The following is a 19,014-nucleotide window of genomic DNA, read 5'->3' as shown; positions in this document are numbered from 1 at the left end:
GAGGGGGGAGGAGCCACGCTAATTGCAACCTGAGCGGAAAAAACCTCCCCGGGCGCACCTGCCATGCTGCCGCCACGCTGCGGCAACAACGGGGGGCGAGAATCGGCCCGGGGCCAGGGATCCGCACCCCCGCACCCCGCCCCGTCCACCCTGGAGCATCCCGTGACACTGCTGACGACCTGGCCGGAGAGCGGCCCCGAGTCCGTCGTACGCCGTACATCCGAGCCCGCGGAGATCGCCGCCGCACTGGCGCCGCTGGGGGTCCGCTACGAGCGGTGGCCGGTGCGCGAGGACGTTCCGGCGGACGCCGGCGGCGATGCCGTCCTCACCGCCTACCGGGCCGAGATCGACCGGCTCACCGAGGAGGAGGGGTTCGCGACCGTCGACGTGGTCGCCCTGCACCCCGACGACGCGGACCCCGGATTCGCCGCCAAGGCGAAGGCCGCGCGGGAGAAGTTCCTCCAGGAACACACGCACGACGATGACGACGAGGTGCGCTTCTTCGTCGCGGGGTCCGGGATCTTCTACCTGCACGTGGGCGGCGAGGTCCACGCGGTGCTGTGCGAGCGGGGCGACCTCCTCGGCGTGCCGAAGGGGACCACGCACTGGTTCGACATGGGCACCCGGCCGGCCTTCACCGCGATCCGCTTCTTCCACGAGGAGGACGGCTGGATCGGCACGTTCACCGGCAGCGGGATCGCGGGGCGCTTCCCCGACTTCGACACGATCACGGCGCAGGCGGCGGCGTGAGCCACACCGTGGACGCCGTGGTCCTGGACATCGAGGGCACCACGAGCGCCACAGATTTCGTCGTCGAGGTGCTCTACCCGTACGCGCGTGAGCGGTTCGGCGCCCTGATCGCCGGACGTTCCGGCGAACCGGAGGTGGCCCGCGCCCTCGCCGGGGTGCGGACCGAGCTGGGCGAGCCGGAGGCCGGCCCGGCCCGGATCGAGCAGGCGCTGAACGCCTGGCTCGACGAGGACCGGAAGGCGACGCCGCTGAAGACCCTTCAGGGACTGCTGTGGGCCCAGGGGTTCGCGCGCGGAGAGCTCGTCTCGCACTTCTACGCGGACGCGGTGCCCGCGCTGAGACGCTGGCACGCGGCGGGCGTGCGGCTGTACGTGTACTCCTCCGGATCGGTCGCCGCCCAGCGGGCGTGGTTCGGGCACAGTCCCGAGGGGGACCTGCGGGACCTCGTCAGCGGCTGGTACGACACGGAGAACGCGGGCCCCAAACAGGAAGCGGGGTCCTTCCGCGCGATCGCCGCGGACACCGGGATCCCCCCGGACCGGCTGCTGTTCCTCTCAGACCGCGCGGGCGAGCTGGACGCAGCCCTGGCGGCGGGCTGGCGGGCCGTCGGCGTGCGGCGGCCGGGGGAGCCGTACTACGAGCAGGGTCTGCGGGGGCACGCGGAGGCCCGGACCTTCGAGGAGATCGACGTGGCGGGGAGCGGAGCGTGACGACGGTGACCGACCTGGAACAGGCGGGGGCGGTACTGGCGGCGGAGGCGGCGCGCTTCGCCTCCTTCGGCTGGATGCGCGGGACCTCGGGGAACCTCTCGGTGCTCCTTACCCGCGAGCCGTTCCGGCTCGCCGTGACGGCGAGCGGCCACGACAAGGGCGAACTCGCCCCGGGAGACGTGGTGGTGGTGGACGAGCGGGGCGCGGCGGTGAGCGGCGGCAGGCCGTCCGCCGAAGCGGAGCTGCACGCGCGCGTGGCCCGCCTGACGGGCGCGAACGCGGTCGTGCACGTGCACACGGTCGCCTCCGTGCTCATGGGGCGCAGGCAGCCGGGCGGCATCGTCCTGAAGGACCTGGAGATGCTCAAGGGCGTCGGCCACCCGGCGGAGGGCGAGGAGATCACCCTGCCCGTGATCGCCAACAGCCAGGACATTCGGGTGCTCGGAGACCGGCTGGAGGCGGCCCGCGACCCGCGGATGCCGGCGGTGGTCGTGGCGGGCCACGGGCTGTACGCGTGGGGCGACTCGCCCCGCCAGGCCCGGCACCACACCGAAGTCGTGGAATGGCTGCTGGAATTGGAGCTGGCGACGGGCTGATGGGGCGAGGACCCGCGCCGAGGGCGCTCCCCGCGCGGGGGAGCGCCCTCGAGGCCGTGCCGACTCAGGCCAGGTGCTCCGAGGGGAGTTCGCCCGCCGACACCTCCAGTACGCCGCGCTCGGTGACCAGCGCCGTCACCAGGCTGCCCGGGGTCACGTCGAAGGCCGGGTTGTGGCCGCGGGAGGCGGCCGGCGCGGTGCGGATGCCTGCCCACTCCAACACCTCCTCCTCACCGCGCAGTTCGATGGTGATGTCCTCCCCGCCCGCGGTCGCCAGGTCCACCGTCGTGGTGGGCGCTGCCACGATGAAGGGGATGCCCGCGTGAGCGCACGCCAGGGCGATGCCGACCGTGCCGACCTTGTTCGCGGTGTCGCCGTTCCCCGCGATCCGGTCCGCGCCCACCACCGCCACGTCCACCTCTCCCCGCAGGATGGTTCCGGCTGCCGCGCCGTCGGCCTGGACGTAGTGCGCGATGCCCTCCTCGGCCAGCTCCCAGGCGGTCAGCCGGGCTCCCTGCAGGAGCGGCCGGGTCTCGTCGGCGTACACCGTCTCCAGCCGTCCGCGGGCGTGCAGTTCGCGGATCACGCCGAGCGCGGTGCCCCAGCCGGCCGTGGCGAGGGCCCCGGTGTTGCAGTGGGTCAGGACCCGCAGGGGACGGTCCGTGCCGAGCCGCTTCAGCAGCCAGTCCGCGCCGTGCGAGCCCAGTGCGTGGTTGGCCTCCACGTCCTCGCGCTGCACGGCGGCGGCCTCGGCCAGGACCGCCGGCACGCCCTCGTCCAGCTTCACCAGGACCCGGTCCACGGACACGGCCAGGTTGACCGCGGTCGGCCGGGCCGCCCGGATCCGGGCGACCTCCTCGCGTATCCGCGTACGGTCCCAGCCCTCGCGCTCGCCCTGCAGCAGCGCGATGGCCACGCCGTACGCGCCGGCCGCTCCGATCGCCGGCGCCCCGCGCACCACGAGCCGTCGGATCGCGTCCACCAAAGCGTCCACGTCGGCGACGCGCAGCACCTCCTTGCGGTGCGGCAGAGCGGTCTGGTCGATCAGATCGAGACCGTCTCCGGCCCACTCGACGGCACGCAGTTCCCTGGTCATGACAGTGCACTCCAAAGGCTCGGGGGAGGAAGGGGGAGGGGTGCGCGTCACCGTACAGGAGCTGCGGGAACCAGAGTTCGAGACGGCGGGCCGCCCCTTCGCACCCCGGTGCTACTCTCCTGGCTTCAACGATCTGTTGCACGGCAGTCCGAGGGGAGAGCGCGATGCTGTTGACGCTGCGGCGCTACCTCGACTACGGCCGGTGCGCCAGCGACGCCTGTCGCGGCTGAGCGCTCCCCCGCCCGACCCCCGACGAGCCCTTTTCCGACTCGTCTGATTTCACATCGAGTTCATCGATTTCGCGCGGCGTTCACATCTGAACGCCCGCCCACCCCGCGTACCCCGTACCGCGCACCGCTGTGCGCCCGTACCTCCGTACGCCCGTACCGCCCTGGAAGGTCACCTCCATGTCCCTGTCCCTGTACCGGAGATCCCGTAGCCGAGCCCTTCGGCTCACCGCCACCGTGGCGGGAGGGGTGCTGCTCGCCACCGGCTGCAACGCCGCCGCCGCGAAGAAGGAGGAGGGCGGCAAGAGCGCCGGCCCGGTGTTCACGCTCGTCACCCCGGACGCGGTGGGGCAGAACGAGTTCCTCAAGCTCTCCGTGGACGGCCTGAAGGCGGCGGCGAAGGCGCACTCGGGCAGTTCGAAGGTCTACGAGTCCACTGATGTGGCCTCCCGGCAGCAGAACGTCCAGGCCGCGGTCGACGCCGAGCCGAAGGCGATCGTCCTGGTCGGCTTCGAGTTCGCCGACCTGGTCGCCCAGCAGGCCGAGGCCCACCCGGAGCAGCAGTTCCTGGTGGTCGACGCCTGCACCAAGCAGGCGTACCCGAACGTGAGTTGCGCAGTGTTCCGGGAGCACGAAGGGGTCTTCCTGGCCGGAGCCGAGGCCGGGCTGCTCACCAAGAGCGGCAAGGTCGGGGCGGTGGACGTGCTCGACACGCCCCAGTTCCGGCGCTACAGCGATCCGTTCGCCGCCGGGGCGAAGAGGACGGCGCCCGCGAGCGAGTCGACCACCCGCTTCGTCGGCGGCCAGTCGCCCTTCAACGACTCGGCCCGCGCCAAGGAGCAGGCCGGTTCGCTGATCTCGGCGGGCACCGACCAGCTGATGGCGGCGGCCGCCGCGGGCAATTACGGAGTCTTCGAGGCGGCGAAGGCCAAGGGTGCCTTCGCGTACGGGGTGGACGTCAACCAGTGCGTCTCGGCGCCCGGCACCGTCGTCGACAACGTGATCAAGAAGACCGACGTCGCCGTCCAGAAGGGCATCGAGCAGGTGCTCGGCGGCGCCGGAGGCCAGACCGTCTCGTACGGACTCAAGGAGGGCGGCATCAGCCTGACCGGCCTGGAGCCGGGGGTCGCCGAGTCCCAGTGCGTCATCGCCCAGCACGCCCCGGTCCTCGACCAGGTGAAGCGGCTGCGCGACCAGATCGTCTCCGGGGAGCTGAAGGTCGATGACCCCGCAGCGAAGTAGCCCTGCCGAGACGGAGACGGAGACGGTCGTCGAACTCACGGGAATCAGCAAGCGGTTCACCGGCACGCTCGCGAACGACGCAGTCGACCTCCGGGTGGGGCGCGGCGAGATCCACGCCCTGATGGGAGAGAACGGCGCCGGAAAATCGACCCTGATGTCGATCCTGTACGGGATGGTGCGACCGGACGCCGGCACGATCCGCGTGGACGGCCGCGAGGTGAGCTTCTCCGACCCGGCGGACGCGATCGCCGCCGGACTCGGCATGGTCCACCAGGGCTTCCGGCTCTTCGACTCGCTCACCGTCGCCGAGAACGTCGTCTTCCGGGCCGAGCCGCGCCGCTTCGGCTTCCTCGATGGCGCGGCCGCGCGCCGAAGGGTCCGCGAACTCGCCGAGGAGCACGGGCTGCCGGTCGACCCCGATGCCCGGGTCGGCGCTCTGCCCGTCGGGGTGCGCCAGCGGGTGGAGATCCTCAAGCTGCTGCACCGCGGGGCCCGCGTCCTGATCCTCGACGAACCGACGGCCGTGCTCACGCCCGACGAGGCGAGCCGGCTGTTCACTGTCCTGAAGTCCCTTGCCCAACAAGGGTGTTCGGTGATCCTCGTCACCCACAAGCTGAACGAGGTGCTGGGAGGGAGCGACCGCGTCACGGTGCTGCGCGACGGACGGGTCACCGCCCGGCTGCGGACCGCCGACACCACGGCGGCCGAGATCGCCGAGGCGATGACCGGCCGCCGGGTGGCGCTGGACCGGATCCACCCACCGGGCACCCCCGGAGAGGTGGTGCTGTCCGTCTCGGGCGTGCGCGGAGTGGACCTCACCGTACGGGCCGGGGAGATCGTCGGCATCGCCGGCGTCGCGGGCAACGGGCAGAGCGAGCTGATCGAAGCACTGGCCGGACTGCGCCCCGTATCCGCCGGCCGCGTCGAGCTGGCCGGGCGCGACATCACCCACGAGTCGCCGGCCGGACGCCGGGCGGCAGGCCTCGCCTACGTACCGGAGGACCGTGCGGCGGTGGGCTCCGCGCCCGCCGCCTCCGTCGCGGAGAACCTGGCGATGGGGCACCACCGGCGCTCGCTCGCCACCCGGCGGGGACTGCTGCATCCCGCGGCCCTGCGCGCGCACGCCCGCTCCCTGATCGAACGCTTCGGAATCAAGGCGCCGTCCCCCGGGACCCCGGCGGGCGCCCTGTCCGGCGGCAACCTCCAGAAACTGCTGGTCGGCCGCGAACTCGCCCATGACGCACCCCTGCTGCTGGTCGAGCAACCCACCCGCGGCGTGGACATCGGCGCCATCCAGCAGATCCACGAACAGCTGATCGCCTACCGGGACGCCGGCCACGCCGTCCTCCTGGTCTCGGCCGAACTCAGCGAGATCCGGGGCCTCTCGGACCGGATCCTGGTCATGTACGAGGGCCGGATCTCGGCCTCCTACGACCGGGACGACGCCGACGAACACACCCTGGGCCTGGCCCTGGCCGGAGCGGAGGCCTGACATGAGATCCACCCTCAAGGCCGCACCGCGCTCGCCCGTCCTGCTCTCCGTGGCGGCCACCCTCCTGATCGGCGTGCTCCTCCTCGCCGCGACCGGGGCCGACCCGTTCACCGCGTACGGGGCCGTGCTGAGCGGCTCCCTCGGCCCCGACGGGATCGGCGCCACGCTGACCACCGGCACCAGCGTCCTGGGCATGGCCCTCGCGCTGGCCGTTCCGCTCCGTGCCGGACTGATCAACCTGGGCGGCGACGGCCAGTTGGTGCTCGGTGGCCTGGCCGCCGCCGTCACCGGCCTCTACGCCCCACTGCCCGCGCCGCTCACCGTCGTGCTCTCCCTCCTCGCCGGGACGGCGGCCGGAGCCGCGTACGCCGCACTCGCCGCCGTGTGCGAGACGCGCCTCGGGGTCCCGCTCCTGGTGAGCAGCCTGCTCCTGTCCTATCCGGCGGTCTCCTTCGCCTCCTATGCGGCGCGGCATCCGCTGAAGGAGCCCGGCTCCAGCCTGCCGCAGACACGGCGGCTGCCCGAGGGCGTGGAACTGCCCGCGCTCGGGTCGACCACGGTCACCGCCGGACTGCTCCTCGTCGTGGCCGCGGCGGCCGTCCACTTCTTCGTCGATGCGCGCACCAGCGTCGGGTACGAGGTCCGGATGACCGGCCTGGGCCCGCGCTTCGCGGCGTACGCCGGAGTGGACCGGACCCGCCTGACCCTGCGTCTGATGGGGGCCTCCGGCGCCCTCTCGGGGCTGGTCGGAGCGATCGGGGTGCTGAGCTTCCCGAACCGCTTCATCGACGGAGCGCTCACCGCCCCCGGCTACACCTGGACCGGGCTCACGGCGGCGCTGCTCGCCGCCGCGGCCCCGGCCGGAACCGTGCTCGCGGCGCTCTGGTTCACGGTGCTGCAGGTCGGGGGACTGAGCATGGAGCGGGCCACCGAGGTACCGCGCGAGCTGACCCAGGTGCTGCAGGCGCTGGTCATCGTCCTGCTCGCCTCCACGGCGCGGATCAGGAAGGTGGCCTGATGTCCCTGGAATCCGACCTCTTCCTCTCGGTGCTGCGCGCGCTCACCCCGATCCTGCTCGCCGCGCTCGGCGCGGCGATCTGCGAGCGCGCCGGAGTCTTCAACATCGGCCTCGAGGGCATGATGCTGATCGGCTGCTTCAGCGCGGTCGCCACGAGCTGGTTCACCGGCAGTCCGTGGCTCGGGGTGATCGCGGCGGCGCTTGCCGCCGCCGCGTACTCACTGATCCTGGCCGTGGGCGCGGTGACGCTGCGCGGCGACGCGGTGGTGCTGGGCGTGGCCATGAACCTCCTCGCCCTCGGACTCACGGGCTTCCTGCTGCGGACGGTCTTCGGGGTGCGGGGCACCTTCGACGATCCCGCGCTGTCCGGACTCCCGCTGATCGGCGGGCAGTCACCGCTCGCCTACTTCTCCTGGGCGGCCGTCGCGCTCATCGCCTTCACGCTGTCCCGCCATACGTGGGGCCTGCGGTTGCGCGGGGTCGGCGAAGCGCCCGGAGCCGCGGCGGCACTGGGGGTGAACCCCGCGAAGTACCAGTACGGAGCGGTGCTGGCCTCCGGAACGCTGTGCGGTCTGGCCGGGGCCCAACTGGCTCTGAGCAACGTCACCTTGTTCTCCGAGAACATGACCGCAGGACGCGGTTGGATCGCGGTGGTGGCGGTCATGCTCGGCCGCGCCGCACCCGTCGGCGTCCTGCTCGCCGCCCTGCTGTTCGCCGTCGCCGAGGCGGTCGGCTTCCGTCTGCAGGGCCTCGGCCTCCCGCAGCAGGCCACGGACGCGGCGCCGTACGCCGTCACCCTCGCCGCCCTCTTCCTGACCACGGCGGGCCGCCGCCGTGCCGCCCGTACGAGAACCGGAGCCGTCGCATGACCCAGGACCTGCTGCCCCTCACCCGCATCCCCCGCACGGGTCTGCCGGCCTCCGCGGTCGTCGTCGGCGACCCGGCGCGGGCCGAAGCCGTCGCGGGACTGCTCGAAGGCGCCAAGGAGGTGTCCCATCACCGCGAGTACCGTGTCTTCAGCGGGAGTTGGCACGGCCTCCCGGTGACGGTCGCCTCGCACGGGGTCGGCGGGCCGGGCGCCGTCCTGCTCTTCCAGGAGCTGGCCGACGCGGGTGTGCGCACCCTGATCAGATTCGGTACGGCGGGGGCGATCCGGCCCGGAATCGCCGACGGCGACCTGGTGATCGCCGAGGCGGCGGTACGCGATGACGGGGTGACCCGGCAGCTGCTGCCGCCGGAGTATCCCGCGGTGTCCGCGCCCGAGGCGGTCCTGGCGCTGCAGCGGGCGGCCCGCGAGGCGGGAGTCCCCCACCACCGGGGCATCGTCTGGACGCGCGCCGCCTTCCAGCCGGGCCTGCTCCCCTTCCCGGCCTACGAGAAGGCCGGTGTCGCGGCCATCGAGATGGAACTCTCCGCGCTGCTGGTGACGGCTTCCCTGCGCGGACTGACCGCGGGCGGGGTGCTGGTGGTGGACGGGGCGAACGCCGACGACCTCGTGGACGAGGAGGCGACCGGCGGCTACGACCCGCACCGCCGGGTGGTCGCGGACGGGGTCACCCGGGGCAGCGCCGTCGCCCTGGAGGCCCTGCGGCTGCTGGCCGCGGCTTCGGCCGCCGGGTGAGAGGGGACGCGAACGCCGGTGCGGCGGCGGTCCGGGAGGACCGCCGCCGCACCGGCAGGGCGTGCTGCTACTTGGTGGCGCCGAGGCCGGCGTCGGAGACTTCGGGCTTGCCCGCGGCCTTGAGGACCTTGTTCAGGAGCGTCAGGTCGTAGATGCCGTTCAGGTCGGGCTGCTCGATGAGCTTGGCCTTGACGGCCCATTCGGCCTGGGTCTTGAGGGTGGAGGCGAGCGGGTCGTCGGTGATCAGGATGCTGGGCCAGGCCGGGTCGATGACCTTGGCGTCGAGGGGCTTGCCGCCTTCGGCGGCGAGCTTGGCGTTGGCGGAGGCCTTGGCCTTCTCGGGGTTGGCGTTGATCCAGGCGTTGGTCTTGACGGTGCCGGTCAGGACGGCCTCGACGACGTCGGGGTGCTCCTTGAGGAACTTCTGCGACACGATGATGTTCGTGATGACGAACTTCTTGTCGGGCCACAGGGCGGTCTCGTCGAGGAGGACGGCGCCGCCGTCGGAGACGAGCTTGGAGGCGGTGGGCTCGGGGACCCAGGCGCCGTCGATGGAGCCGGACTTGAAGGCGTCGGGGGTGACCTTGTTGTCGGTGCGGACGACGGAGACGTCGCCCTTGCCGGACTCGGGGTCGACCTTCCAGCCCTTCTCGGCGATCCAGTTGAGGAACGCGACGTCCTGCGTGTTCCCCTTCTGCGGGGTGGCGATGTTCTTGCCCTTGAGGTCGTCCAGGGTCTTGATCTTCGCCGGGTTCACGACCAGCTTCACGCCGCCGGAGGCGGAGCCGGAGATGATCCGCAGGTTGGAGCCCTTGGACTTGACGTAGGCGTTGATCGACGGCGAGGGGCCGATGAAGCCGATGTCGAGAGAGCCGCCGTTGAGGGCTTCGATCTCGGACGGGCCGGCGTTGAAGGCCTGCGGCTTGATGGCGGTGGCGCCGAGTTCCTTGGCGATCAGGCCTTCCTGGAGACCGACCAGCGCGGTGGCGTGGGTCAGGTTCGGGAAGTAGCCGATGCGGACCTCGGAGGCCGAGAGCTTCTTCGCGGAGCTGTCGGCGACGTTCGCCTTCGGGGCGTCGTCCTTCTTCGCCTCGGAGCCGTAGCCGCAAGCGGTGAGCAGCAGGGGGAGCGTGGCGGTCACGGCGATGGCACGCAGGGTGTTGAGCGGTCTTGCGGCAGACACGGAGGTGTCCTTTCACGGGTGGTGGTCAGGAAGGTACGGAAGTGCTGGGGCGGCGGTGTGGAGCCGTCGGCGCGCACGGCAGCTGGTCCCGGCCGTGTGCGGCGGGATCGCTGGAGCGTGCGGGTGGTGGTGCCGGCCGGTCGCCGGGCCGGCCGGTGGCGGGGGCTGCTCGGCGCCCCGGCATCGGCTTGCGGGGGTACGGGGCCCTGTGGCCGGCCGGTGTCAGGAAGGCTGACAGATGGCGCTGGACGTACGGACCAAGTCGATGTGGCGGCGGGAGGTCAGGGGCGGGATCCGGCCGGCGCACTGCGGTGTCTGCACGGCTGACTCACCCCCTGATTCCTGTGATTCCTACTTTTCCCACCTGGTTGGTAGGCATATTGGCAGACAGGAAGCCCTGCCCCAAGAGATTGACCGCATCGTGGACGGTTACATCTCAGGATGCGAGAAAATGCAGGTGGGGAGGGGTTAGGGATTGGTCCAGGCGTCAGGCGTCTTGGACAGGGCCGACACGTCGGGAGGCAGATCGGACGCCGCGACGTCCGCCAGACTCACCCCGTCGAGGATCTCGCGCACGTTGGCGCGCAGCGCGATCCACAGGGGGAGGAGCGCCTCGGCGGGGCCGGTATAGGTCAGGTCCGGGGGGCGGACCCCTCGCACCGAGACGAGCGGTCCGTCCACGACGCGGATGACGTCGGCGATGCTGATGGACTCGGCCGGCTTGGCCAGCCGGTAGCCGCCGTTGCCGCCGCGCTGGCTCAGGACGAGACCACCCCGGCGCATGTCGTTCAGGATGCCCTCGAGAAACTTGTGCGGGATGTCCTGGGCGTCGGCGATGGCCTCGGCCTTGAGCGGCCCGTCGTCCTGCGACGCGGCAAGCTGCAGTGCGGCACGTACCGCGTAGTCCGCCCTGGCTGAGATCCGCATGTGGCCATTATCCCGCACGCCGGGGTCTGCCGTGCTCCCACATCCGCCGCCCGGCGCCCGCCGCCCCCCGCCCGGCGCCCCGTGTCAGTGGAAGGCCGCGGCCACCGCGCGGTGGGAGCCGTTGAGGTAGTGCTCGCCGATGGAGCGCAGACGGTGCGCGGCGGGGTGGTGCGCCGTCAGGATGCGGGCATTGCGCCAGAAGCGGTCCAGGCCGGGAGCGTCGGCGAGTTCCAGTACCCGCGCCGTGACGTGCAGGGCGGCCTTCGACGTCACCGTCTCGGCCGTGGCGACCAGGGCGGCGATGCCCGCCGGTTCCTCGGCGTCGAGCTGCGCACCCGTCTGGAGGGCCCGCGCCATCACCTCGGTCGCCCGGTCGACCACGGCGGTGGCCGTCTGGGCGGCGGAGGCGAGCTCCCCGTACGTCAGGAAGAGGTCCGGGTCCGTACCGGGCAGCCGGTACGCGTGACCGCCCCTGCTGAGGTCGCGGGCTTCGGTGAGGGCGCCCTCCACGATGCCGAGGCCGACGTGGCACAGGGCGAGCCGGAGCGCCGGATCGGCGAGTGCGGTGAAGGGGGCCGCCGGTTCCTCCTCGTACGGGCGCCGGCCGAGCACCTGTCCGGGCGTCACGGTGACCCGGTCGAAGACCACCTCGCCGGCGCCGACCACGCGCTGCCCGAGGCGGTCGTGGGCGGGCTCGATGGTCATGCGCGGAACGCCGGGCGGGATCCGTACGACCAGGGCGTCACCGGTGACCGTGCAGACGGCGTCGACCACGATCTGGTCCGCGACGGCCACCGCCGTGTCCAGGAAGCGGCGCCCGCTGAGCACGTAGCCGGAGTTGCGGGGCTGCAGTACGAGGTCCGGGCCGGCGGTGTCCTCGTCGGTGACCGGAGGGCGGATGGCGCCGGTCCACAGCCACTGCTCGCGCACCGACTCCTCCTCGAGGGCGGTCGCGTCGGGGTGGCCCGCGTAGAAGCGCCCGCTCCACGCGTGCACGTAGTGGCGGGCGAGTACGTCGCCGACCGAGCTGTCCGCCGTGGAGAGCTTCCGGATGACGGTGCATCCGGTGCGCCAGTCCGCACCCCGGCCCGGCCCGGGCGGGGTGAGGCCGGCCAGCAGTCCGGCCTCGCGCAGCCGGGCCACCTCGTCGGTCGGCGGTCTGCCCGCCCGGTCGCGGAAGATGGCGTCCGAGGCGAGGTCGTCCGCCACGTCGTGGACGGTACGCAGGAGTGCCGCGCGGCGCTGCTCGTCGGCGGACCGGAGGCCGGTGGTGCCCGGTGTCGTCGGCATGGGGGTCACCGACAGTTCCGTGCTTCGCCGCGCGGTTCTGGCGCTGGGGCTGGGCGGACGGCGGTGCCATGCGGGACGGCGGTGGTCATGTCGGCTACTCCGGAGCGTCGTTGGAGGTGTCGTCCGGCTGTTTGCCGGGTGGCGCGGGAGCCGCGGGGTCCGGCGCATCGCCGAATCCCCACCTTTCCCATGGGATTGATAGGGATACTTGCCCGAAGCGACTCTCCCGGCAAGAGCGCGACCGCATTGCGGACAGGGTCGTCTCGATATGAGAGACGGCCTGGTGGAAGTGCGGCCGAATGGCGGATATTTCCTATGAGTTCAGTAGGGAAGTATTGACGCGGACCCGTCCAGCACTCCACGATGTGGCCATGCCCCCGTCGCAGCCGTTGCTCGTACGCCGCAGGCACGTTGACTTCCGTCTCGTCGCCAGCGCCGCCTGCCGACCCTTCTAGGGATTCTCCGACAGGGCTTTCCACGTCACGCGCAGGCCTTTTGGCCGCCGCTCCGGGCCGCTCCACGCCTGTCCGCATGCCTTCCGGTCTTCCCGGCAGCGGTCCCCGCGGCTGCGGTTCTCCCGGCTGCGGTCGTCCTGACACCGGCCCCTCCGAGCCTCCCCTCCGAGCATCCCTCCGGGCTCCGCCATGCCCCGTCGTGGCCGAACGCCCGGCATCCGTACTCCACTCCGAGCAGCCGAAGGGGTTCACCGTGACCACCGCGCTTCCCGCCGCATTCCCCGCACCCGCCATCCGCCGTTCCCCGGCACTCCGACTCCAGCTGGTCGGTGACCACCCGGCCGTCGTCCCCGCCCCGGGCGCGCACGGCGGCCGCGTCGGCTACCTCGTGTTCCTGCCGGCCGACGTGGACCCGGTGGCGCTGATGAAATCGCACGGCGTACGCCCGGAGGTCCATCCCCTGGAGCCCGGAACGCTGCGGGTTCCCGATCCGGAACGGGCCCCGCGCCCTGGACCCGTCCACTGCGACGAGGTCATCAAGGTCGACCGGGACCGCAGACTGGTCGAGGTCGATGGGCGCGAACTGGAGCTGACCTACCTGGAGTTCGACCTCCTGTCCCACTTCGTGGCCCATCCGTACACGGTGCACGCGCGGGAATCCCTCATCTCGGAGATCTGGGGCTACGGGCACATCGGCGACGGCCGCACCGTCGACGTCCATGTGGCCCGGCTGCGCCGCAAGCTCGGCCCCGCCCACCGGGGCCGCATCTCCACGGTGCGGCGCGTGGGCTACAAGTACCTGCCCGACCACGCGTAGGGCAGGCAGGGCCGAGGTCCTTCTGTGAAGCGATACATCCTCACCGGTACACCCGGTGCCGGAAAGACGACGATCCTCCGCGAGCTGGCGGAGCAAGGGTTCGAGGTCGTCGAGGAGGCGGCGACCGCGGTCATCGCGCACGAGCAGGCCCGGGGCGTCCCCGAACCCTGGACGCGGGCGGCCTTCATCGACGACATCGTGGACCTGCAACGACAGCGTCAGGTGCGGAGTTCCGCGCGGGGCAGCGGGAGCGTCCAGATCTACGACAGGTCCCCGGTCTGCACCCACGCCCTGAGCGTCTATCTCGGACGCCCCGTCACCGATGCCCTCGCCGCCGAGATCGAGCGGATCACCCGCGAGCGCGTCTACGAGCGGCGGGTGTTCTTCGTCCGCAACACGGCGTTCTGCGAGCCCACCGCCGCCCGCCGCATCAGCTTCGGGGAGTCGCTGGTGTTCGAACGGATCCACGAAGAGAGCTACCGGCGGTTCGGCTACGAGCTCGTCGAGGTGCCGGCCGCCCCGGTGGCCGTCCGGGCGGCCTCGATCGCGGACGCCATCGCGGGGGCCACCGCGCCTGCGCCCGCTGACACGGCGCCGGCCCCGGAGCCGTGAGGCTGCGGGGCCGGTCGGCGTGGGGCCGGCGGGTGCGGAGCAGGGGCGGGTGGATCAGCGCAGGCCGGCGAAGAGGTCGGTCTCGGGCACGGCCGCGCCGGTGGTGTCCTTGACGCGCACGAAGGTCTCGATGCCCATCAGTTCGCCGAACCTCTCCTTGCCCATCTTGAGGAAGAAGATGTTCTCGCCCTGGCTGGCGTGCGCGGCCAGCGCGTCGAACTTCTGACCGCTGAAGGCGAGGGTGTCCACCCAGGTGGTGATCTCCTCGTCGGGGAGGCCGATCTCGGCCAGCGCGGCGGCCTCGGCCGGATCCGGCTCGGGCATGTCCTCCTGGAACTCGCGCATGGTCTCCCCGAACCGCTGCATCGCCGAGCGGGGCATCGTCGTCCAGTACACCTTCGGCGTCAGGTCGGTGAGTTCCAGCGCCGCCATGGTGATGCGGTGGGCCTGGATGTGGTCGGGGTGGCCGTAGAAGCCGTTCTCGTCGTAAGTGACGACCACGTCGGGCCGGTAGTGCCGCATGAGCTCCGCGAGCCGGGCGGCGCCTTCCTCGACGGGGGTCTGCCAGAAGGATCCGGGGGCGTCGTTGCTCGGCCAGCCCATCATCCCGGAGTCGGCGTAGTCCAGTACCTCCAGATCGCTGATCTTCAGCACCTCACGGCTCGCCTCCAGCTCCTCGCGGCGCATCGAGGCGACGGTCGCCGGATCGTGTCCGGGAGCGCCGGGTTTGACACCCCCCGGACCGTCACCGCAACGGCCGTCGGTACAGGTCACGAGGACCGTGCGGATGCCTTCCGCCGCGTACCGGGCGAGGACCCCTCCCGTTCCGGTGGCCTCGTCGTCGGGGTGGGCGTGCACTGTCATGAGCGTCAAGGGCCGGTCAGTCATGAAAAGCAGTCCTCCTGCGGGAAATGCGTCCTGGTCCGGGTGCGCGGTCGATGCGACGTGGGCCCCTCGACTGATCCAACCGTCCGGGACCGGTCCGTTGTTCCCGGGACGGCCGCCCGGCTCGCCCCGGCCGGCCGCGGGGCTGTGGCCGTCGACGGCGTGCGCGGCGCGGCATACAATCCCAGGCTTCCGGACGAAGGAGCCACCACCCGTGATCGTGATAGCCCACCTCAGTGACGTCCACCTCGACGGCGGGGGCCGGGCCGCGGAGCGGACCCGTGTCGTCATGGAGTACCTGGAGGGGCTTCCGTACGAGCTCGACGCGGTGCTGGTGAGCGGGGACATCGCCGATCACGCGCTCCCGGAGGAGTACGAGGAGGCGCGCAAGGCCCTCCGCTCCCGGCATCCGCTGGTCGTCTGCCCGGGGAACCACGACGACCGCGCCGCCTTCCGGCGCGGCCTGCTGGGGGAGCGGAGCCCGTCCGCGGCCCCGGTCGACCAGGTGCTGCGCAATGAGGGCTTCGTCCTCGCGGCGTGCGATTCGTCCGTGCCCGGCGAACACCGGGGATACCTGGAGGACTCGACGATCGCCTGGCTGGACGGGGTGCTCACCGGCACCCCGCGCGAGGTGCCCGTCCTGGTCGCCTTCCACCATCCCCCGGTCCCGCTGCACATTCCGTACGTGGACGGCATCCGGCAGTTCGGCGAGGAGCGGCTGGCGGAGCTGGCCGGCCGGCACCCGCACCTGACGGCCTTCCTGTGCGGGCACGCCCACACCGGAGCGGCGACCACCTTCGCCGGGCGGCCGCTGCTCGTGGCTCCCGGCGTGGTGTCCACGACGAGGCTCCCGTGGGAGGCGGCGTCCGGGGAGAGCGCGTACGTCCACACGGACGAGCCGCCGGCCGTGGCCTTCCATGTGATCGGCGAGGACGGCCGGCTGACGACCCACTACAGGGTGGTCGTGGCCCGCCGGTAGCCGGAACCGTCGCGGGTGCGGGTGAGGTGCCCGGCGATGACCAGGTACCGCCGCAGCGCCGCGCAGTCCTCGTGGACGGTGAGCAGCAGCGCGTTCACCTCGGGCTCCGTGTAGGCGCGGTCCGCCGCGAAGAGGGTCTCGGTGAGGTGGACGAGGAGCTGCTCGCGGCGGGCCGGCTTGCGCGGGATGGCCGTGAGGCGGCCCGCCGCGTTGAACAGGTCGGTGACGCCGCGCGGGCTGCGGGTGCTGGTCTCTGCGGTGCTTTGTGACATGCAACGGAGCTTCACCCGGGCAGTTGCCCGGGGGCAACGGGTTTTCCCGTTTTCCCGTGCGCGCGCGAAGGCCCGCCGGCTCCGGAGCGGTCCGGAGCCGGCGGGCCTCCTCGGATGCGGGGGTGTCAGGGGCCGACGGTGATCTGCTGTGCGGGGTTGGTGGTGTCGGTGACCTTGTACACGGCGTTGAAGATGGACGCGGTCGCGCTCGTCGGGCAGCCGAAGCCGCCGGTGACGGTGACCGGCACCGAGGCGTTGGTGAAGGTCAGGCTCGGCGGGGCGCCGTTCGTCCACGTGCCGGGGACGCTCGCCGGACCGGAGGGGGCGGCGGTGACGGTGCAGACGGCGAGGCCGGTGGTCTTGAGGACGAGCCCGCCCGTGGGCACGGTCATGGTGGCGGTGACGGGGGAGCCGTTCTGCATCGACACCTTCCAGGCGCCGCTGGTGGTGACCGTGGGGGTCACGCCCGGCATGCTGGAGGTGCAGGAGCTGTACGTGGGCGGGGAGATCGGCGAGGAAACGGGCCCGGCCGGGTTGGTGTTGCCCGGAGCGGCCGGCACCGAGCCGGTGGACACCGAGACCGTACAAGTGACCGTGACGGAACCGGCTTTGAGGGTGGCCTTCCCGCTGAGGGTGGCCTTGAAGGCGTGACCGGCCGGGGTGACGGTGGTCGACCCGGCCAGGGGTAAGGGGGTGGCGGTGGCGGCGACCGGGGCGAGGGACATGGCTCCGGCCGCGGCGGCCGCGGCGAGCGCGAGCGAGGTGGTGCGCGTACGGCTCATGGCTGTGCTCCTTGGGGATCGTGGTGCTGTGGGGGAGCGGGAGTGGGGGAGGTGGCACCGGTGCGCTGGGCGGCGCCGGTGTGCGGGGGAGCGCCCGTGCGCGGGGCGGCGTACGGCTGCCAGGCGAACATCAGGCCGCCGCCGAGAATGCCGAGCAGGGTGCCGATCAGGAATCCGCCGAGGTTCGACAGGACCAGCGCGGCCGTGGCGATGAGGGTGGTGAGGACGCCGGCCAGGGCGCGCTGGGACGGGGAGAACCAGGCGGTGAGGCCGAGCACGATCATGACGATGCCCATCAGGACGGACGGGATCCCCGCGACGCCCTGCTGGAGCATGATCTTCAAGGGCGCGAGCGGCAGGGCGCAGATCTCGGCCCCGGCGAGGATGGCGCACAGCCCGCCCCAGAAGGGGCGGCCGCGCCGCCAGCGCCGCCAGCGGCTCAGAAGCATTCCTTCTTGCCCTTGCTGATGTGCATGTTCAGCCCGGAGAGCTTGAAGGTGCCCGCGTTGGTGGCCCAGGCCGTCTGGCGGAGATCGGTGATGCTGACGGTGTCGGCCTGCTGGGCGAACAGGTCCTGCATGCCCACCGCTTCCGCCGGGCCCTTGTCCAGGGTGGAGGCGTCGCGGCCGATCTCGATGTTGGTGAAGACCGCGTCGCCGGAGAGCTGGGTGGCGTCCACGAAGAGGTTGCTCGCCTCGACGGGGGACTTCTGGCCCGCGGTGAGGTTGAGCGAGATGTCCCCGATGATCGGGAGGGTGGTCACCACGGACTGGCAGAGGCTGTTCAGTCTGGCTTCCCTGATGGCGGTGACCGCCACGGGGATGAGCTCCTCGCGGGCGTTGACGTCGACGCTGCCGTACTGGGCGAAGCCCTCGCCCTGCAGGCTCTTCGCCGACACCTTGAACTGCTGGCCCGAGACGGCGAAGGAGGCGGCGAGCGCGCCCTGCGCGAGGGCGATGCCGAGTCCGGCGGTCACGGCGACGGCGGGGAGGGTCAGCACGGCGAACCGGCGCCAGCGGACGCGACCTTCGGAGGATTCGGACAACTCGGGTGACGCGGGTGACGCGGGTGACTGGGGTAACTCGGGTAACTTCGGGGAATCCGCCATGAGATCGTCCCTTATGTTCGGCTGTGCACCGTTGTTTGTTACCGACGAGTTGAATGTAAGAGTGCCAATGGGGGTTGGCAAGGTTGCTCGGGCGTACCTTTTCGGCCGAGTCCTCCTCGCCGGTCACGCCCCGGGAGACTCCGTGCGCAGCAGCCCTGCGACCTCGGCGTCCACCCGCCGGGCCATCGCCCGCGCGAACTCGGCGGCCACGACCTCGCCCGCCAGCGGACGCAGCGCCGCGACCGCCTCGGTGATGTGCTGCAGGCGCGTGGCCGAAAGCTGCTCCAGCCCGTCGGCGCCGATCACGTGCGTGCTGAAGAGCGCGACGAACCGGTCCGCGACCGCGGCCGCCTGCGTCTGCACGAATTCCCCCGCGGCCAGGACCTCCGCGAGCGGAACCCCCGCCCGCACCAGCGTCACCGTCGCCTCCAGCAGCCGCCGGCTGCGGTGCGTGACCAGGTCCCCGTCGACCGTCACGTACCCGAGCTCGGCCGCCCGCCGGGTGTCCTCAGGGGAGGCGGTCGGGCCGAACAGCTCCCGCAGCTCGGCGCGGGACATGACGACCGGCTCCTCCTGTTCCCAGTCGCGGGTCATCTCCCGCTCCAGGCCCAGAAGTTGGGACAGACCGCCGCCCTGCTCCCAGGCCGCCAGCAGCTCGGCGATGCCGTTGACGGTGTAGCCGCGCCCCAACAGGTCGTTGATCAGGCGCAGTCGGGTGAGGTGGTCTTCGGAGTACCAGGCGATCCGCCCCTCCCGGCGCGGCGGCGGGAGGAGCCCGCGCTCCTGGTAGTAGCGCAGGTTGCGCACCTTGACCCCGGCCGCGCGGGCCACTTCGTCCCGACGGTAGTGCCCGCCGACGGCCGCGTTCTGATCCGCGTCTTGATCCACCTGACTGCTCACGCGGCCGAGTGTAGGACGTGGCGACGGGCCTACCGGCGGGTTAGCCCACGGC

General features: G+C 72.0%; 22 protein-coding genes. 11 read left to right on the top strand and 11 right to left on the bottom strand.

Annotated features, from left to right (window positions below; translation table 11 throughout):
- Positions 1-162 precede the first annotated feature (162 nt).
- From NLX94_RS01655 to mtnB, 3 genes are read left to right on the top strand one after another with little or no spacing between them, the layout of a single operon-like run.
- Positions 163-750 (top strand): cupin, encoded by a 588-nt coding sequence (locus tag NLX94_RS01655; RefSeq protein WP_254380715.1) that lies wholly within the window; start codon positions 163-165, stop codon positions 748-750.
- Positions 747-1,460 (top strand): acireductone synthase, encoded by a 714-nt coding sequence (mtnC, locus tag NLX94_RS01650; protein WP_254380714.1) that lies wholly within the window; start codon positions 747-749, stop codon positions 1,458-1,460. The genes NLX94_RS01655 and mtnC overlap by 4 nt, the downstream gene beginning before the upstream one ends.
- Positions 1,457-2,056, top strand: coding sequence for a methylthioribulose 1-phosphate dehydratase (gene mtnB, locus NLX94_RS01645; RefSeq protein WP_254380713.1), 600 nt, complete (start codon positions 1,457-1,459; stop codon positions 2,054-2,056). The genes mtnC and mtnB overlap by 4 nt, the downstream gene beginning before the upstream one ends.
- Before the next feature lie 64 nt (positions 2,057-2,120).
- On the opposite strand, the gene mtnA is transcribed toward mtnB, so the two are convergent.
- The gene (gene mtnA, locus NLX94_RS01640; RefSeq protein WP_254380712.1) at positions 2,121-3,152 is read right to left on the bottom strand and encodes an S-methyl-5-thioribose-1-phosphate isomerase; all 1,032 of its coding nucleotides are present in this window, start codon (positions 3,150-3,152) and stop codon (positions 2,121-2,123) included.
- Positions 3,153-3,571: 419 nt separating this feature from the next.
- On the opposite strand from mtnA, the gene NLX94_RS01635 reads away from it, so the two are divergent.
- The 5 genes from NLX94_RS01635 to NLX94_RS01615 are packed head-to-tail and all read left to right on the top strand — an operon-like array spanning position 3,572 to position 8,752.
- A complete protein-coding gene (locus tag NLX94_RS01635) occupies positions 3,572-4,621 on the top strand; it encodes a BMP family ABC transporter substrate-binding protein (RefSeq protein ID WP_254381204.1) in 1,050 nt (349 codons plus the stop codon).
- Positions 4,602-6,113: an ABC transporter ATP-binding protein gene (locus tag NLX94_RS01630; protein WP_254380711.1), complete on the top strand. Its 1,512-nt coding sequence runs from the start codon at positions 4,602-4,604 to the stop codon at positions 6,111-6,113. The genes NLX94_RS01635 and NLX94_RS01630 overlap by 20 nt, the downstream gene beginning before the upstream one ends.
- Before the next feature lies 1 nt (position 6,114).
- Positions 6,115-7,131 (top strand): ABC transporter permease, encoded by a 1,017-nt coding sequence (locus tag NLX94_RS01625; protein ID WP_254380710.1) that lies wholly within the window; start codon positions 6,115-6,117, stop codon positions 7,129-7,131.
- Positions 7,131-8,000, top strand: a complete 870-nt coding sequence (locus tag NLX94_RS01620; RefSeq protein ID WP_254380709.1) for an ABC transporter permease — start codon at positions 7,131-7,133, stop codon at positions 7,998-8,000. Before NLX94_RS01625 ends, NLX94_RS01620 begins: the two co-directional genes overlap by 1 nt.
- Complete coding sequence (locus NLX94_RS01615) at positions 7,997-8,752, top strand: nucleoside phosphorylase (protein WP_254380708.1); 756 nt, start codon at positions 7,997-7,999, stop codon at positions 8,750-8,752. The genes NLX94_RS01620 and NLX94_RS01615 overlap by 4 nt, the downstream gene beginning before the upstream one ends.
- Positions 8,753-8,819: 67 nt before the next feature.
- Here the strand turns inward: NLX94_RS01615 and NLX94_RS01610 are convergent, their stop codons facing one another.
- From NLX94_RS01610 to NLX94_RS01600, 4 genes are all read right to left on the bottom strand, one after another.
- Positions 8,820-9,935: an aliphatic sulfonate ABC transporter substrate-binding protein gene (locus NLX94_RS01610; protein WP_254380707.1), complete on the bottom strand. Its 1,116-nt coding sequence runs from the start codon at positions 9,933-9,935 to the stop codon at positions 8,820-8,822.
- A 222-nt stretch (positions 9,936-10,157) separates the two neighbouring features.
- Positions 10,158-10,256: a putative leader peptide gene (locus NLX94_RS39560; RefSeq protein ID WP_374683882.1), complete on the bottom strand. Its 99-nt coding sequence runs from the start codon at positions 10,254-10,256 to the stop codon at positions 10,158-10,160.
- A gap of 147 nt (positions 10,257-10,403) precedes the next feature.
- Positions 10,404-10,862 carry an Rrf2 family transcriptional regulator gene (locus NLX94_RS01605; protein ID WP_254380706.1) on the bottom strand — a complete coding sequence of 153 codons (459 nt, stop codon included), beginning with the start codon at positions 10,860-10,862 and terminating at the stop codon, positions 10,404-10,406.
- A gap of 84 nt (positions 10,863-10,946) precedes the next feature.
- A complete protein-coding gene (locus tag NLX94_RS01600) occupies positions 10,947-12,152 on the bottom strand; it encodes an acyl-CoA dehydrogenase (RefSeq protein WP_254380705.1) in 1,206 nt (401 codons plus the stop codon).
- A 708-nt stretch (positions 12,153-12,860) separates the two neighbouring features.
- Here NLX94_RS01600 and NLX94_RS01595 point away from each other — a divergent pair.
- Together NLX94_RS01595 and NLX94_RS01590 are read left to right on the top strand one after the other, a co-directional pair.
- Positions 12,861-13,424 carry a winged helix-turn-helix domain-containing protein gene (locus NLX94_RS01595; protein WP_254380704.1) on the top strand — a complete coding sequence of 188 codons (564 nt, stop codon included), beginning with the start codon at positions 12,861-12,863 and terminating at the stop codon, positions 13,422-13,424.
- A gap of 24 nt (positions 13,425-13,448) precedes the next feature.
- On the top strand, positions 13,449-14,036 hold the full coding sequence (locus tag NLX94_RS01590) for an AAA family ATPase (protein WP_254380703.1): 588 nt from the start codon (positions 13,449-13,451) through the stop codon (positions 14,034-14,036).
- A gap of 54 nt (positions 14,037-14,090) precedes the next feature.
- On the opposite strand, the gene NLX94_RS01585 is transcribed toward NLX94_RS01590, so the two are convergent.
- Complete coding sequence (locus tag NLX94_RS01585) at positions 14,091-14,924, bottom strand: PIG-L family deacetylase (protein WP_254380702.1); 834 nt, start codon at positions 14,922-14,924, stop codon at positions 14,091-14,093.
- Positions 14,925-15,135: 211 nt separating this feature from the next.
- On the opposite strand from NLX94_RS01585, the gene NLX94_RS01580 reads away from it, so the two are divergent.
- A complete protein-coding gene (locus NLX94_RS01580; protein WP_254380701.1) occupies positions 15,136-15,900 on the top strand; it encodes a metallophosphoesterase in 765 nt (254 codons plus the stop codon).
- Here NLX94_RS01580 and NLX94_RS01575 read toward each other — a convergent pair.
- From NLX94_RS01575 to NLX94_RS01555, 5 genes are all read right to left on the bottom strand, one after another.
- Positions 15,873-16,172: a DUF2087 domain-containing protein gene (locus tag NLX94_RS01575; RefSeq protein ID WP_254380700.1), complete on the bottom strand. Its 300-nt coding sequence runs from the start codon at positions 16,170-16,172 to the stop codon at positions 15,873-15,875. The two genes, NLX94_RS01580 and NLX94_RS01575, sit on opposite strands and share 28 nt — an antisense overlap.
- Positions 16,173-16,297: 125 nt before the next feature.
- The gene (locus NLX94_RS01570) at positions 16,298-16,954 is read right to left on the bottom strand and encodes a hypothetical protein (protein ID WP_254380699.1); all 657 of its coding nucleotides are present in this window, start codon (positions 16,952-16,954) and stop codon (positions 16,298-16,300) included.
- Positions 16,951-17,403 carry a DUF6114 domain-containing protein gene (locus NLX94_RS01565; protein ID WP_254380698.1) on the bottom strand — a complete coding sequence of 151 codons (453 nt, stop codon included), beginning with the start codon at positions 17,401-17,403 and terminating at the stop codon, positions 16,951-16,953. Before NLX94_RS01565 ends, NLX94_RS01570 begins: the two co-directional genes overlap by 4 nt.
- Positions 17,394-17,999, bottom strand: coding sequence for a DUF6230 family protein (locus NLX94_RS01560; protein WP_254380697.1), 606 nt, complete (start codon positions 17,997-17,999; stop codon positions 17,394-17,396). Before NLX94_RS01560 ends, NLX94_RS01565 begins: the two co-directional genes overlap by 10 nt.
- 186 nt (positions 18,000-18,185) lie before the next feature.
- Entirely contained in the window at positions 18,186-18,962 is a 777-nt protein-coding gene (locus NLX94_RS01555) for a MerR family transcriptional regulator (protein ID WP_254380696.1), read from the bottom strand.
- Positions 18,963-19,014: the final 52 nt, after the last annotated feature.

This window comes from Streptomyces sp. TBY4 (assembly GCF_024213195.1).
Taxonomy (GTDB): Bacteria; Actinomycetota; Actinomycetes; order Streptomycetales; family Streptomycetaceae; genus Streptomyces.
This window is presented reverse-complemented; position numbering and strand designations above follow the sequence as displayed.